At 36.2% G+C, this 15206-nt stretch carries 12 protein-coding genes; 8 read left to right on the plus strand and 4 right to left on the minus strand.

Going from position 1 to position 15206, the window contains the following annotated elements:
* Positions 1-237 precede the first annotated feature (237 nt).
* Both ntdP and CER22_RS22145 read left to right on the plus strand, forming a co-directional pair.
* The gene (gene ntdP, locus CER22_RS22140; protein WP_000506626.1) at positions 238-768 is read left to right on the plus strand and encodes a nucleoside tri-diphosphate phosphatase; all 531 of its coding nucleotides are present in this window, start codon (positions 238-240) and stop codon (positions 766-768) included.
* 54 nt (positions 769-822) lie between these two features.
* Complete coding sequence (locus CER22_RS22145; RefSeq protein WP_088061659.1) at positions 823-2583, plus strand: ABC transporter ATP-binding protein; 1761 nt, start codon at positions 823-825, stop codon at positions 2581-2583.
* Between the two features lie 15 nt (positions 2584-2598).
* On the opposite strand, the gene CER22_RS22150 is transcribed toward CER22_RS22145, so the two are convergent.
* The 3 genes from CER22_RS22150 to hemL all read right to left on the minus strand — a co-directional run bounded on the left by CER22_RS22150 (position 2599) and on the right by hemL (position 9882).
* A complete protein-coding gene (locus tag CER22_RS22150; protein WP_000765792.1) occupies positions 2599-3687 on the minus strand; it encodes an aromatic acid exporter family protein in 1089 nt (362 codons plus the stop codon).
* Between the two features lie 259 nt (positions 3688-3946).
* Positions 3947-8383 carry a glutamate synthase-related protein gene (locus CER22_RS22155; protein ID WP_088061662.1) on the minus strand — a complete coding sequence of 1479 codons (4437 nt, stop codon included), beginning with the start codon at positions 8381-8383 and terminating at the stop codon, positions 3947-3949.
* Positions 8384-8583: 200 nt separating this feature from the next.
* Positions 8584-9882, minus strand: coding sequence for a glutamate-1-semialdehyde-2,1-aminomutase (gene hemL / locus CER22_RS22160; protein ID WP_000673249.1), 1299 nt, complete (start codon positions 9880-9882; stop codon positions 8584-8586).
* Positions 9883-10010: 128 nt separating this feature from the next.
* On the opposite strand from hemL, the gene CER22_RS22165 reads away from it, so the two are divergent.
* The 6 genes from CER22_RS22165 (at position 10011) to perR (ending at position 14301) form a co-directional block, all read left to right on the plus strand.
* The gene (locus tag CER22_RS22165; RefSeq protein WP_000843640.1) at positions 10011-11024 is read left to right on the plus strand and encodes an ABC transporter ATP-binding protein; all 1014 of its coding nucleotides are present in this window, start codon (positions 10011-10013) and stop codon (positions 11022-11024) included.
* Positions 11017-11808 carry an ABC transporter permease gene (locus CER22_RS22170; protein WP_000521517.1) on the plus strand — a complete coding sequence of 264 codons (792 nt, stop codon included), beginning with the start codon at positions 11017-11019 and terminating at the stop codon, positions 11806-11808. Before CER22_RS22165 ends, CER22_RS22170 begins: the two co-directional genes overlap by 8 nt.
* A 4-nt stretch (positions 11809-11812) precedes the next feature.
* Positions 11813-12598 (plus strand): ABC transporter permease, encoded by a 786-nt coding sequence (locus CER22_RS22175; RefSeq protein WP_000639385.1) that lies wholly within the window; start codon positions 11813-11815, stop codon positions 12596-12598.
* A 72-nt stretch (positions 12599-12670) separates the two neighbouring features.
* A complete protein-coding gene (locus CER22_RS22180; protein WP_000964347.1) occupies positions 12671-13075 on the plus strand; it encodes a potassium channel family protein in 405 nt (134 codons plus the stop codon).
* Positions 13076-13118: 43 nt separating this feature from the next.
* Positions 13119-13574, plus strand: coding sequence for a thioredoxin-dependent thiol peroxidase (gene bcp, locus CER22_RS22185; RefSeq protein WP_088609563.1), 456 nt, complete (start codon positions 13119-13121; stop codon positions 13572-13574).
* A gap of 298 nt (positions 13575-13872) precedes the next feature.
* Positions 13873-14301: a peroxide-responsive transcriptional repressor PerR gene (gene perR, locus CER22_RS22190; protein WP_000237831.1), complete on the plus strand. Its 429-nt coding sequence runs from the start codon at positions 13873-13875 to the stop codon at positions 14299-14301.
* A gap of 199 nt (positions 14302-14500) precedes the next feature.
* Here perR and CER22_RS22195 read toward each other — a convergent pair whose 3' ends face one another.
* A complete protein-coding gene (locus CER22_RS22195) occupies positions 14501-14857 on the minus strand; it encodes a YgzB family protein (RefSeq protein WP_000025063.1) in 357 nt (118 codons plus the stop codon).
* Positions 14858-15206 lie beyond the last annotated feature (349 nt).

Raw genomic sequence — 15206 nt, forward strand, 5'->3', positions numbered from 1 at the left:
CTTCCGGTGAAAGGTCCTTCTTTAGATAGAAATAAGGAAGGGCTTTTTCTATTTCTATTTCCTCGTTTGTAAATCATTCAGTGAAGGCCCCGTCTCCTAAGAAGATTAGGGATATAGTATTCAGTGTGAAAAATAGAGTCTTGTCGCTTTAGTTTTAAAATTTCGACAAAAAAGTTATAATAGAAAAAAAGTGAATGCAGCTCAAAGGGCATTTGCAGTTGAAAGAAGGGAGCATATATGGGATTTCCCAAAGAAGGAGAAAAAGTACAAATACATAGTTATAAACATAATGGCTCCATTCATAGAATGTGGGAAGAGACAACAATTTTAAAAGGGACACAGAGCCTTGTGATCGGAGCAAATGATCGTACAGTAGTGACAGAATCAGATGGCCGAACATGGATTACTCGTGAACCAGCAATTTGTTATTTTCATGCAAACTATTGGTTTAATGTGATTGGGATGCTAAGGGAAGAGGGAGTATATTATTATTGTAATTTAGGCTCACCTTTTGCATATGATTCTGAAGCATTAAAGTACATTGATTATGATTTAGATATTAAAGTATATCCAGATATGACATATACGCTTTTAGATGAAGATGAGTATGAAAAGCATAGTCAAATTATGCAGTATCCACCTGTTATTGATACTATTTTAAAACGAAATGTAGCACAATTAACACAATGGATTCATCAAAGAAAAGGGCCATTCGCGCCAGATTTCGTAGATATGTGGTATGAAAGATATTTAATGTACAGAAATTAAAACAAACCTGCAGGGGATTTCCCGGCAGGTTTGTCCTATTAGAGGGGGGATTATGTGCAAGGTATAAAAAGATATTTGCAATTTGTTAAACCGTATCGATGGCTTATTGCTATTACGATTATGATTGGTCTAGTTAAATTCGGCATCCCGCTTATTATGCCGTGGTTATTAAAATATATTATCGATGATGTAATTCAAGGGGGAGGGTCACTTCAAGATAAAACATCCCAATTAGTAACAGCCGTTGGGATTGCTTTTTTTATTTTTGCAGTAGTAAGACCGCCAATTGAATATTATCGTCAATATTTCGCGCAGCGTATCGCAAATACAATACTATATGATTTACGAAAACATATTTTTGGTCATTTACAAAAGTTGAGTTTACGCTATTATTCGAATACAAAAACAGGAGAGCTTATTTCACGTGTAATCCATGATGTAGAACAAACGAAGGATTTTGTAATTACTGGTTTGATGAATGTTTGGCTAGATACTGCAACAATTGCAATTGCTATTATTGTTATGTTTTCTATGAATATAAAATTAACATTTGTTGCGTTATTAATTTTACCTATTTATGTAGTGGCGGTGAAATATTTTTTCGGGCGTCTTCGAAAATTAACGAAAGAGCGTTCGCAAGCGTTAGCAACGATGCAAGGGTATTTACATGAACGTATTCAAGGGATGCAAGTGACACGTAGCTTTGCATTAGAAGAGTATGAGGGTAAGCAGTTTGAAAAAAGAAATAATGCATTTTTGATGAAAGCATTAACGCATACGAGTTGGACTGCAAGGACATTTTCAGCAGTGAATACGTTAACCGATTTAGGCCCGTTACTGGTGATCGGTTTTGCAGCATATGAAGTAATTCAGGGGCAGTTAACATTAGGGACTATGGTTGCCTTTGTTGGATATATGGATAGTTTGTATAGTCCGCTTCGCCGCCTTGTCAATTCCTCTACGACATTAACACAGTCTTTCGCATCGATGGATCGAGTGTTTGAATTGTTAGATGAAAAATACGATATTGTCAATGTGCCAAGTGCGGTACAAACGACAAAATTAAATGGTGAAGTGATATTTGATAATGTATCTTTTCGTTACAATTCGGATGAAAAAGAGATATTACATAACCTTTCGTTAACTATGTTGCCAGGAGAAAAGGTAGCACTTGTAGGAGCAAGTGGGGGAGGGAAGTCATCTCTTGCTAGCTTAATCCCACGTTTCTATGATGTTTCTTCAGGTGCAGTTTATGTAGATGGGATAGATGTTAGAAAGTATGATATGAGAAATTTACGTAGTCATATTGGAATTGTACTGCAAGATAATTTGTTATTTAGTGATACAATCGGGGCAAATATTTTATATGGAAACCCGAAAGCTACAGAGGAAGAAGTGATTGCAGCTGCTAAAGCTGCGCAAATCCATGATTTTATTATAGATTTACCTGATGGCTATGATACTGTCGTTGGGGAACGCGGTGTGAAGTTATCTGGTGGGCAAAGGCAACGTGTAGCGATTGCAAGAGTGTTTCTAAAGAATCCATCGTTACTTATATTAGATGAGGCGACTTCCGCTTTAGATTTAGAAAATGAACGGTATATTCAGCAGGCGCTTCAGACGCTAGCTGCTGATCGGACGACGATCGTAATCGCACATCGATTGGCGACGATTACACATGTGGATACGATTATTTACATTGAAGATGGTGAAATTAAAGAAACAGGTTCTCATGAAGAGTTAATGAAAAAAAGAGGGTTTTATTACAATTTATATCAACTTCAACATATAACAGAAACAGCTCCTTTAGCGTAAAAGGAGCTGTTTTCTTTATTCGTCTTCTTTTTTATCTTCGATTTGGAGTTCTGCTTCTGGTTTATGGTATGTGTAGAAGCTATCCACAAGTAAATCTAAATGCTCTACTTCTTCACTATAGTTAATAATGGCAGAAATAAGAGGGAAGAGGTGTAGCCATGTTTTATACGCTTCCTCATCGTCCTTGTTTTGATAATCCATAAAGATATCAATTAATTCTTGTTTACCTGTTTCAACTTCATCAAGCATTTCAACGGATTGTTGTTTTTTTGCTTTACCAATAAATTTTAATAAAACTTGTTCATGGTAATGGGTTAATGAGTCAAGTTCGTTTTGGATAGATTCCTGAAATTCTTCTGGCATATAGCGCAGTTCATTTTCAGTACGATGTAATGATTTTAACGTACTTAAAGCACGGCTTGTCGTCGCTAACATTTGTCTGAATAAAACGAGCTTACGAATTTTTGCGAACTTTACTTTTTTCGTGTAGCTTCTTTCTTCTTTATACAGCAAATAGTAATGGTTTAGTTTGATCATCTTTTCTTTCATACGATCAATATCAGTTTTTAGCGTTGTAAAATCAGAAGCTTGCCTGCTATTCATTCGAATCCATTTTACAATTTCTTCTGTATTATCAACGATACGATGATATAGTTTTGTTTCGTATTTTGGCGGCATAAACACTAAATTTACAAGTGAAGCCGCAATAATTCCAATCATAATCGTCGCAAAGCGAAGTAAGGCAAAACTAAAGAAATCGTCGCCCTGATACTCCATAATGGCGATAACTGTTACTAAAGCAATTGATATTGTGTTTTCTAATCGTAATTGTAACGTAAGCGCAATTACTAATATACATGTTAATCCAATAATAAAAGGATTATGTCCAAAAGCAGTAGCAAATACGATAGCGAATACGGCACCAATGACGTTTGCTTGAATTTGCTCAAGAGCTGTTAAATACGAGCGGTATACAGACGGTTGAACAGCGAATATAGCTGAGATTCCCGCGAATACTGGACTCGGTAATTGAAGTAAAATACAAGCAAATAAAGCTAATGTGATGGCAATACCCGTTTTTAAAATGCGAGCACCAAGTTTCATACCCTTAATAAGATCCTTTCTCTTGTCATAATGAATGTACAACATGATACTATACATTCATTACAATATGTTAGCAAGTGATATTTTAGTGACGTTAATAAGAAATTAAGATTCATTTTATACTTTTTCCTAATTCTTTTTAAACATCAATTTTTAGTGAAAAAACCTGCTGAATTTCAGCAGGTTTCAAATTGTTACTATAGATTACTATGAGAAGTGTACTTCGTCAATTTTTTCTTGAAAATGAAAAGTTGGTATATCACTCTGTTGAGATAGATGGATCAGCCTGCTCTTTTTTCGGGATAATTTCAAAAAACTGTTGCTGCATATCATCGAGTAACGGTGTTAATAAAGCAACTTCCTCGTATTGCTCATGTTCATTTAATACACGAATGTAATCTAACAATAACTCAGTCACATCTTGCACGCCGTTTTTACTAATTGGTTGTAATGTAACATTTGCCCCTTTTGCGATTCTTCTTTTTAAGGCGTGTTCTGTTAAACCCGAGCTTGAATCATGACGTAAATAAATAACACCACCAGTCATACCAGCACAAATCCATGGACCAGGATCCCCTAAAACAAGCGCTCGCCCATTTGTCATATATTCAAAAGCGAAACCTTTAATATTAGAGTATACACCTATATTCCCTTGCTCTTTTTCACGGAGTGGCTTTGTCATTCGCCCTCCAATTATCATGTCTGCTCCAGAGAGGCGAATGCCAGCGCGAGCATCAGCGTTACCTTGAACGTATAGAGATCCTTTTTGTGCACCGTACCCAAAACCTTTTCCGACAGAACCGTTATAATATATGCCGTCTTTTCCTTTTGCTTTCGTTATATAAATACCACCACCAAAGGAGGTTTTACCAATACCATCTTGTGCACCGCCATTTACGTGTATAAATAAGTTCTCACTATTGTAAGCACCTAATCCATTTCCAGGAATAGAGCCATTCGTATACTTTAATGTAAGTGGTTCAAGCTTCGTGTCTTCATATAATTTACTACGAACGCGATAGCAAGATTCTAGACCACCCATAACGCGTTGCTCTACGCCAACGCCTACTAATTCTTTTGAATGAGGGGAATGAACTGTTTCAAATTGTTTTTCTGGTACGTATTCTGTTTTTGTAACAGATGGGTGTTCTATCGTTTGTAGTAAATTACATAAGTCTAATAAATTTTCGCCTCGAACTTGTTCTAATAAATCGGAATGTCCGACAATTTCTTGTAAATTTGTATAACCAAGATTTCCTGTTAATCGTTTTAGTTCTACGCCAAAAGTGGTGAATAAATGTAATAATCCAGCAACGGCGCTTTCTAATTCGCGCGGGACGAAGCGGCGTAATCCGTGTTCTTTCGCCTGAGCTTCAGACTCAATTTGTGTTGCAATTCCAACGTGACAAGTATCTAGATGACATCCGCGGCAAGTTGTACAGCCGATTGCAATCATGGATAATGTACCAAATCCAATACGGTTTGCCCCAAGGAGCATGATTTTCAAGGCATCATTAACACTTCGAATACCACCGTCAGCCCAAATTTCTACCTTTTGCCTCATATTTGCTTCTAATAAAGCATTGTGAGCGGCTTTCACACCAATTTCTACAGGAAGGCCTACATGTTGCAATGCGTGAATACGTGCGGCACCTGTACCACCATCAAATCCGCTAATGTTAATAAAGTCAGCACCAGCCTTTGCGATACCGACAGCAATTGTTCCAATGTTAGGGACAACAGGGACCTTTACAGCTACTTTCGCAAGTTGATTAGCCGTTTTAATTTCTGTAATCATTTGAGCTAAATCTTCAATGGAATAAATATCATGGTTGTTAGAAGGTGAAATTAAATCAGAGCCAATTGTAGCATTACGCGCTTCAGCGATTTTTGCTGTTACTTTTGAACCAGGCAAATGTCCGCCTTCACCAGGCTTTGCGCCTTGCCCAATTTTTATTTCAATTAAGTTTGATGAATTTAGTAGTTCGGCGTTTACACCAAATCGCCCAGATGCAACTTGTTGTCCACGTGTATGTGGATATTTTCCAATCATATCTTTAATTTCGCCGCCTTCACCGTTCAAGCTAATCATATTTAGCTGATCGGCCGCTTCTGCATATGCACGAAAGGCAATTTCATTTTGAGAACCGAATGACATGGAACTAATAATAAATGGTAAATCATGATTTTGAATGCTGATGGATACTTCTTCAGCTGGAACGACATGTTTTGTTTCTTTCGTTTGAACAAGATGTCTAATCGCGATTGGATTATTTTCTTCTAACTCACTTAATTTGTCACGGTAATCATCATAAGAATTTCCTTTTGCGACATCGCCGATTGCTTTCCAAATTCGCGGGAATATATGAAAAGATTTTCGCATTCTAACTTTAGGATTGTTATAATCATCCGCTCGCAATTGTGCATCTTCAGCAAGTGATTCAAGCGAAAAAGCTAAATCATTTGAACCGAAGAAATTCGTAATTTGTAATATATTTGCGATTTCCTCATGTAATCCGATAGAAGAATAGAGGCGATCGTAACCACGTAATTCATGAATTCCAATTGTTGAAATGACTTTTTCTAGTCCTTTATTAAGAGCATTATACAAATTCGTAATTGGCGTTTTTGTTCCATCATTTACGGTTGCAAATAATAAATATGGATTCATACCATCTGCTCCTAATCCATACAGTGTGACGATATCATGTAAGGAGCGAAGGGCACCAGAACGTATAACGAGAGAGCAGTTTCGGCGTAATTTATTTTCGCTTAATACTTGATGTACTTTAGCGGTAACTAAATGCGGATCAATCCATAACTGTTCATTTAGATGAGCGTTGGCATCGTCTATTAATAGTAGGGAAGCTCCATCGTTCACGGCCTTTATCGCTTCAGAACTAATTCGATTTAAGGCGCATTGTAAAGTTTCTGTCGGACTGAATGTAGCAGAGATTGTAGCGATAGAGCTATGAGTATTGAATAGCTCTATAAGTTGTTCGTACGTAATTGTGTGTAATTCCTCTGTAATAGATTGTGCTACACTTCCTTCTAAAATAATGGGGGAAAGCATCTCAACTACAAATGGCCGTTTAGCTCCGCTTAATAAACTTGGGCGCTCTCCAAGTATTGTTCGTGTGGAGAAGTGCTCGACCTCTCGATCACGATCGATTGCTGGATTTGTAACAACGGCTACACTTTCCTTAATGAAATCAGCGATATTTCGTCTATCAGTATCGAGTGCTGCAAGTGGTGAGTCATGCCCAAGTGAGCGAATTGGCTCAACGCCTTTTGTTGCCATCTGTTCAAGAAGCTGAATATGTTCTCGGTCCCATCCGAAAGCAACGTATTGTTTCGTTTCGACTTGTATAGAATCACATAATCCTGGGATTTCTTTCGTTTCAGGGATAGATAAGTTTAAATGATAATCTTTAGTACCAACTCGCTTTTTAAAACGGTTATATACTTGAGTTTGGTAGTCATCGTATTCGTAGAGTACAAGTTCATCTTGTTCATTCCACTTTAGACCGACTTTTTCTCCAGGAGCGAGTGGTTTTGGTTCTGCTACATATTCAGTTGGTGATACAACTCCAGGTTCAGAAGAGAAAACATAAGAACTCGCTGTCTCTACTTTCCATACTGGTCGTAGTCCAAGGGAATCAACGCTGAAAACAGCCTCATCTTTATAACGTGAAATAATACCAGCTGGACCTTGCGCAAAATGGCCCCAAGCTTCACGTATATACGTATATAAATCTTGTAAATGCGGTTCATAAAGTTTCATTTCATTAATAATTGGTGGGAATAGTATATCCATTGCTTCAAATAAACTGTAGTCGTATTGAACAAGTAGAGTTTCTAAGGTGCGGTTTAAATCTTGGGAGTCACTGCCCCCAGCAGTAAGTGGAACATGAATCATGTCAGCTTGATCACGTAATTTTGCAATTGTGTTAATTTCACCATTATGTCCGAGAATGCTAAATGGTTGTACACGAAAAAAATTAGATAATGTATTAGTAGAATAGCGGTTATGTCCTAGTGTCATAGTTGAAGCGATAAGTGGATGTTGTAAATCATTGTAATAGGCAACAAGTGTATCCCCAGCGCCTAGAACTTTATATACAACATGGTCACGACTTAATGAAGCAACATGAATCGCTTCGTTTTCCTCTATTTTTATCGTTACTGAAAATAATGTTTGCTCAACATTTTCAACTTTATTTTCTGCGATAAGAGCAACTTGCCAAAATAAAGGTTCTTCCTGTTTACCAAGTGGACCGAGTGCATCGGAATTTATTACATCATCACTTTCAAAAATAATAGTAAAACTTTCGTTATTTAATTGCGTACGAATATGATTTTTTAAATTAACGATATTTGCGTTTTTGTTTAGAAAAAAATGTCCAACGATAAAGTGGGGATGATCCACAATCGTTGGATTGTATCCGTTATTTTTCAGCTTTTCATTCCAAAGTGCTTTTGGGACATCAATGTGAATTCCGATACCATCTCCTTCACCATTAATGAAACCAGCTCGATGATTCATTTTGACAAGTGATTGTATGCAAAGATCAATGTTTTCTTTCGTGGCAACTTTTCGTTTCTCCATAACGGAAACGATTCCACACGCATCATGTTCTGCATTTTTATAATCTCGAAATAAAGACGGTGTCCATGTATTTGTTTTATTGAGCATCCGTCAATCCCCCCTTTTATTGAAGTTTGAATAATCTTACTATTCAAGGCGTGAGCAGCCTTATATACAAGGATAGTAAGGATATAAAAGAAAAATAAAACAGATAATTATGAATAATTATACTATTAATAAGGGATTTATGAAATAGAAAAAAGGAAAAAAGAAAGATGTGCTTTCTTTTTTCCTTTTTAATGAAGGGATTATTTATTATCCGCTAAAGCAGCGAATGCTCTGCCTACAGCTTCAATTGTATATTCGATATCTTCTTTTGTATGTTCTGTCGTTAAGAACCATGCCTCGTATTTAGAAGGTGCTAAGTTAACTCCTTCTTGAAGCATAAGCTTGAAGAATTTACCGAACATTTCACCGTCTGTATCTTGTGCTGCATCGTAATCTTCAATTGTATTTGTTGTGAAGTATACAGTTAAAGCACCTTTTAGTCGGTTTAATGTAATATCGATATTATGTTTTGCAGCTTGCTCTAAAATTCCCTTTTCAAGCATCGCACCAAGTTCATCTAATTTCTCATAAAGACCTTCTTGTTGAAGAACTTCTAGACAAGCGATACCGGATGCCATAGAAGCAGGATTTCCTGCCATTGTACCAGCTTGATATGCAGGTCCGAGCGGGGCAACTTGTTCCATAATTTCTTTCTTACCACCATAAGCACCGATCGGAAGTCCGCCGCCAATAACTTTACCAAGCGCTGTTAAGTCTGGTGTTACGCCAAGTAAGTCTTGAGCACCACCGTACATGAAGCGGAAAGCAGTAATAACTTCATCATAAATTACTAGTGCACCAGCTTCGTGAACAAGTTCATTCACTTTCTCAAGGAAGCCAGGTTTTGGCTCTACAATACCGAAGTTTCCAACAATCGGTTCTACAAGGATAGCTGCTACTTCATGTCCCCATTTATCTAATGCTTCTTTTAAAGTTTCTACATTATTAAATGGAACGGTAATAACTTCTTGAGCGATACTTTGTGGTACACCGGCTGAGTCAGGAGTTCCTAGCGTAGAAGGGCCAGATCCAGCTGCTACAAGTACTAAATCAGAATGACCGTGGTAACAACCAGCAAATTTCATAATTTTTGTGCGGCCTGTGTAAGCACGAGCGACACGAATTGTTGTCATTACTGATTCAGTACCAGAGTTTACGAAGCGGACTTTATCTAATGCAGGCATTGCTTCTTTTAACATTTTTGCAAATTTTACTTCTAGTGCTGTTGGTGTTCCGTAAAGTACACCATTTTCAGCAGCTGTTGTAATTGCTTTTGTAATGTGCGGGTGAGCATGTCCAGTAATAATAGGACCGTATGCTGCTAAATAATCGATATATTTATTTCCGTCTACATCCCAGAAATAAGCACCTTTTCCACGTTCCATAGCAACAGGAGCGCCGCCGCCAACTGCTTTAAAAGAACGAGAAGGACTATTAACGCCACCAACGATATGTTCTAAAGCTTCTTTATGTAATGCTTCTGATTTTGTGAATTTCACTACAATTCATCTCCTTACAAAAATCTATGTATTATTCTAACATGTTTTTCGAAAAGACGTATTGTTTGTGATAGAGAAGGCAGTTGGGTAAACTATTCGTTGTGACATTTAGGAAGGGGGGTCCGATTATGAAATCGGTAATTGAGGTACAAGGGTTACGTAAAGAGTTTACAGCCTATTCAAGTCGTCCGGGATTAAAGGGTGCTTTTCGCGATTTATTAAATCGTAATTATAAAATAGTACCAGCAGTAAATGATGTATCTTTTAATGTGAAACAAGGTGAAATGGTTGGATATATCGGTGAGAACGGTGCTGGTAAATCAACAACTATTAAAATGCTTACGGGGATTTTGACTCCGACATCAGGAGAAATTTTAGTAAATGGGATGAACCCGCATAAGCAGAGAGAAGAATTCGTAAGAACAATTGGTGTTGTTTTCGGTCAACGCTCACAACTTTGGTGGGATATTGCTGTACAAGAATCTTTTCGTTTATTAAAAAAAGTGTACGGTGTATCAGACGCTCAGTATAAAGAGCATATGGAACACGTGATTGAAACGTTAGATATTGGTCCTTTATTAGATAAGCCAGTTCGAAAGTTATCTCTAGGTCAAAGAATGCGTTGTGAATTAGCGGCAGCATTAATTCATAATCCACCGTTATTATTTTTAGATGAACCAACAATTGGGTTGGATGTTCTTGTGAAATTAAAAATACGTGAATTTTTAAAAGAAATGAATGAACGTTATAAAACAACAATCTTATTAACAACCCATGATATTACTGATATTGAAGCTTTATGTGAGCGCGTTATCATGCTGGATGAAGGAAATATTATGTATGACGGTTCTTTAAATAATCTTCGTACACAGTGGGGAGCAGAGAAGGAAATCCATTTTCAATTTATTGCACCAGTTTCCTATCAGGCTTTATCAATGGTTATGCCAGATAGTCATGTCGTTTGGTCGAAAGCGAAAGAGGAAAACGCGTGGGTTGCAAAAATACCGAATGAAGAAGTTATCATTTCAATGCTTATTTCTAAAGTAGTACAAGCCTTTCAAATTAAAGATTTAAAAATTAACGAAGTATCTACAGAGGAAATTATTCGTAACATTTATGAAGAAGGTATTAAACATGGGTAAGTACATTGAAATGATTCGGATTCGCTTTTTAATGATGCTTGCGTATCGTACAAACTATTATAGTGGGATTTTAATTTATACAATTAATATCGGTGCGTATTATTTTTTATGGCAAGCAATTTATAGTGGAAAAGAGAATATTGAAAGTTTATCTATTTCGCAAATGACTACTTATATCGCAATTGCGTGGATGGCACGTGCTTTTTATTTTAATAATATAGACAGGGAAATTGCGATGGAGATTCAAGAAGGACGTGTAGCAGTAGAACTCATTCGTCCATATAACTATTTAGGCATGAAAGTGATGCAAGGTCTTGGTGAAGGAATATTTCGTTTTGCTTTCTTTTCAATTCCAGGTATGGTTATCGTTACCTTATTATTTTCATTGCAAATTACAACGAATTTTCAAACGTGGTTATATTTCTTCTTATCTTTAATATTTAGTTTTATTATTAATACACAAATTAATTTAATGACGGGAATGCTCACGTTCTTCCTATTTAATAATAGTGGAATTATGTATGCGAAACGTGTCGTTATTGATTTATTTTCAGGTCTATTATTACCAATTAGTTTTTATCCGTTATGGGCCCAAAAGGCAATGATGTTTTTACCGTTTCAGGCGATTAGTTATATTCCGAGTATGATTTTTTCAGAAGGTATACAAGGAAGTAAATTGTATGAGGCATTATTATTCCAAGTAATTTGGGCAATTGTACTTATTATTCCAATTGTACTCATGTGGAGAACGGCGAGAAAACGTCTAATTGTACAAGGGGGATGATGAGATGATATATATAAACCTATTTTTGCAATATGCAAGCCAATATATAAAAACAAAATTGGAGTATCGGGGCGATTTTATCGTTGGATTACTTTCTGATTTAGCACTACAGGCTGTTAATTTAATCTTTATTCTCGTTGTGTTTGGGCATACACAAGCATTAAAGGGCTGGAGTAGAGAAGAAGTAATCTTTATTTATGGTTTCTTTTTAGTGCCGTTTGCCATTTTCTCAGCTTTCTTTAACATATGGGACTTTAATGATCGTTACATTATTAAAGGAGAAATGGATCGTATATTAACGAGACCGATTCATAGTTTATTTCAAATTATATTAGAAAGAATGGAACTGGAATCTTTAATTGGAGCGATTACAGGAATAATTGTAATGGGATATGCAGCAGTGGAGCTGCAATTATCTTTTTACTGGTACGATTTCTTCTTATTCTTACTGATGGTAGGAGGAGGAGCACTTGTATACGGAGGGATATTTGTTACGCTTGCGAGCCTTGGTTTTTGGTCGGATGCGAAAAGTTCAATTATGCCGCTAATGTATAACATAGGTAACTATGGTCGCTATCCTGTTAACATTTATAACCGTGTGATTCGCTTCATTTTAACGTTTGTTTTACCATTTGCGTTTGTCGGAGTGTATCCAGCAGCATACTTTTTAAGAAAAACAGAGTGGAATAGCTATGCATTTGCAACACCATTCGTTGGTGTTATCTGTTTTACGATTGCAATTACTCTTTGGAATCAAGGGGTAAAAAGGTACCGTGGTGCTGGGAATTAATTATAGAAGCTTGTTTGTTTCTAAGGGATAAATCCAATGGCCGTCTCATACATATAAAATGAGGTGGAGGACATGTTATGGGGATTTATTCTATTAATTGCAGCAATTGCTATTTTGAGAAGTGTCCAATTGTTATGGAGTTCATATTCAGATTCTAGGCGTTTCTTTTCGCTTTATAATTTAGCCTCCTTATTTTTAATTTATACAACGGTATTGATTGCGTTTGGGTTAAGTTATGTTGTATTAGAAGAAATGGGTTTTGCAGTTTTGAAAGAAGATGGAGAAAGCTTGCATGCCCAATCTTTTCAACTTGTAGAAATTTGCTTATATTTTAGCGCAGTTACTTTATTGTCCGTTGGGTACGGTGATATAGCTCCGATTGGAATAGGGAGATGGATTGCGATTGCAGAAGCGCTAATTGGATATACATTACCGTTTGCTTTTGTAATGAGGTCTGTAATAGACAATGAAAAATAAGATAGCATTTGATATAGTAAAGAAAAGAGTAGGAGTGATAACAATGATCACAGTAGGAGAAATGGCTCCAGAATTTACATTAGAGGGAAGTAACGGGGAACAAGTTCGCTTAGCTGATTTTCGTGGTAAAAACGTAGTGCTATATTTTTATCCGAAAGATATGACTCCAGGGTGTACAACTGAAGCATGTGATTTTCGCGATGCGTATGGATTATTTCAAGAGAAAGATACAGTTATTCTTGGTGTAAGTCCTGATTCAGTGAACAGACATCTGAAATTCATTGAGAAGCATGAGCTTCCATTTGTACTTTTAGTAGATGAAGATCATAAGGTAGCGGAATTATACGATGTTTGGAAATTGAAAAAGAACTTTGGAAAAGAGTATATGGGAATCGAGCGTTCTACATTCCTTATTAATAAAGACGGTGAGCTTGTAAAAGAGTGGCGTAAAGTGAAAGTGAAGGGACATACTGAAGAGGTTCTTTCTTATATAAAGTAAATTCATTGTGGAGATAAAATATATAGAAGTAAGGCGAGTGTCTATACATATTTTATCGTCTTACATAAAGTGAAGTGTAGGGCATACCTCCTCAGATGATAGTATTCCAAGTGCGATTATGTCGCACTTTTTTTCTATGTAAATGTATAGAAAATGGGGAAGGATATATAAGAATAAGGCTATATACAAAAATAAACCACATACTTATAGTAGAAATATTGACGATTTATAAGAAAAGGAGTACACTCTTTATAAGAATTATAAAATAATAATCCGTATAGAATCGGGGTGCATGACGGTGGTCAAAGAAGAATTAAAAGAAGCGCTAGAAATGCTGAAAAATACGGGTGTACGCATTACTCCACAGCGTCATGCTATTTTAGAGTACCTTGTGGAATCTATGACGCACCCAACAGCGGATGACATTTATAAAGCATTAGAAGGTAAGTTTCCAAATATGAGTGTTGCAACTGTCTATAATAACTTACGTGTATTTAAAGAGGTTGGACTTGTAAAGGAATTAACTTATGGAGACGCTTCAAGTAGATTTGATTATGTTACAAGTCAACATTATCATGTGATTTGCGAAAAATGTGGTAAGATTGTTGATTTTCCTTATGGAGGTTTGGAACAGCTTGAAGAGGAAGCTGCGAAAACGACAGGCTTCGTTATTAATAGTCATCGCTTAGAAATTTATGGCGTTTGTCCAGAGTGTCATAAGGCGTAATATATAATAAAGAAAGAGGGAGACGTAAACGTCTCCCTCTTTCTTTATTATATATGGGAATTACGTTAGGTTCAGGAGGATTTAAAACGTTCAGTGAAGAACCTAATTTAATTAAAGATAAATACAAAAGGTGATTTCTTAACAAAGAAATCACCTTTTAACGTTTAGTTTTGTAAGGGCACATTGTACCTATATATGCCTATGATTTATAGCTCTTCTTATTATATTTCTCATCAAATTCTTTTCCTTCTAGATTTCGATCCATTGTTAAAGGTTGGTTGCAATGCATACATGCGTCGACACGACCGAGCATTTTGGTCGGCTTATCGCAGCTTGGACAAATAATTTGTACAGTTTTAGTAGATAACATGCCAATCCAAAAGTAAACGACAGTACTAGCGATAACAGCTAAAAAGCCAACCATCATAAATGTTGTCATAATAATAATGTTTTCACGGAAAAAGACACCTAAGTATGCAATGAAGAGGCCGATAAATACTAAACTTAATGCAAAGGTCCGGATTTTATTGATTTTGTTCGAATACTTAATGCTCATTTGCATCACACTCCTATAATAATAATATAACATAAAATTTAGAATTTTCACTCGTTCGTAAACGTGATAAACCGATAAGATATGAGATATGGAGTATGATGCAGAATGAAGGGAGACTATAATGATTTTTGGAACATGGTTTTAAGATTTTAACGGGATGTGAATTTTTTTTTATAAAAAGTATTGACCCCTTATATACTACATGATATATTAATAACCGTCGCTGATGCGGAAATGCAGAAAACGACAAAAAAGAAATTAAAAAACTTAGTTGACATCGAAAAACGAAGATGTTAACATAAGGAAGTCGCAAATGAGCGACCGAGTAGTTCTTTGAAAACTGAACGAA

This window comes from Bacillus sp. K2I17, from assembly GCF_002209985.1.
In the GTDB taxonomy this organism is placed as follows: Bacteria; Bacillota; Bacilli; order Bacillales; family Bacillaceae_G; genus Bacillus_A; species Bacillus_A wiedmannii.

What these genes read in the sequence shown, in the direction of transcription:
- CER22_RS22195 (WP_000025063.1), bottom strand. Translation starts at nt 14,857, where the DNA reads ATGAGCATTAAGTATTCGAACAAAATCAATAAAATCCGGACCTTTGCA.
- CER22_RS22150 (WP_000765792.1), bottom strand. Translation starts at nt 3,687, where the DNA reads ATGAAACTTGGTGCTCGCATTTTAAAAACGGGTATTGCCATCACATTA.
- CER22_RS22175 (WP_000639385.1), top strand. Translation starts at nt 11,813, where the DNA reads ATGATATATATAAACCTATTTTTGCAATATGCAAGCCAATATATAAAA.
- CER22_RS22165 (WP_000843640.1), top strand. Translation starts at nt 10,011, where the DNA reads ATGAAATCGGTAATTGAGGTACAAGGGTTACGTAAAGAGTTTACAGCC.
- CER22_RS22155 (WP_088061662.1), bottom strand. Translation starts at nt 8,383, where the DNA reads ATGCTCAATAAAACAAATACATGGACACCGTCTTTATTTCGAGATTAT.
- bcp (WP_088609563.1), top strand. Translation starts at nt 13,119, where the DNA reads ATGATCACAGTAGGAGAAATGGCTCCAGAATTTACATTAGAGGGAAGT.
- ntdP (WP_000506626.1), top strand. Translation starts at nt 238, where the DNA reads ATGGGATTTCCCAAAGAAGGAGAAAAAGTACAAATACATAGTTATAAA.
- CER22_RS22180 (WP_000964347.1), top strand. Translation starts at nt 12,671, where the DNA reads ATGTTATGGGGATTTATTCTATTAATTGCAGCAATTGCTATTTTGAGA.
- CER22_RS22170 (WP_000521517.1), top strand. Translation starts at nt 11,017, where the DNA reads ATGGGTAAGTACATTGAAATGATTCGGATTCGCTTTTTAATGATGCTT.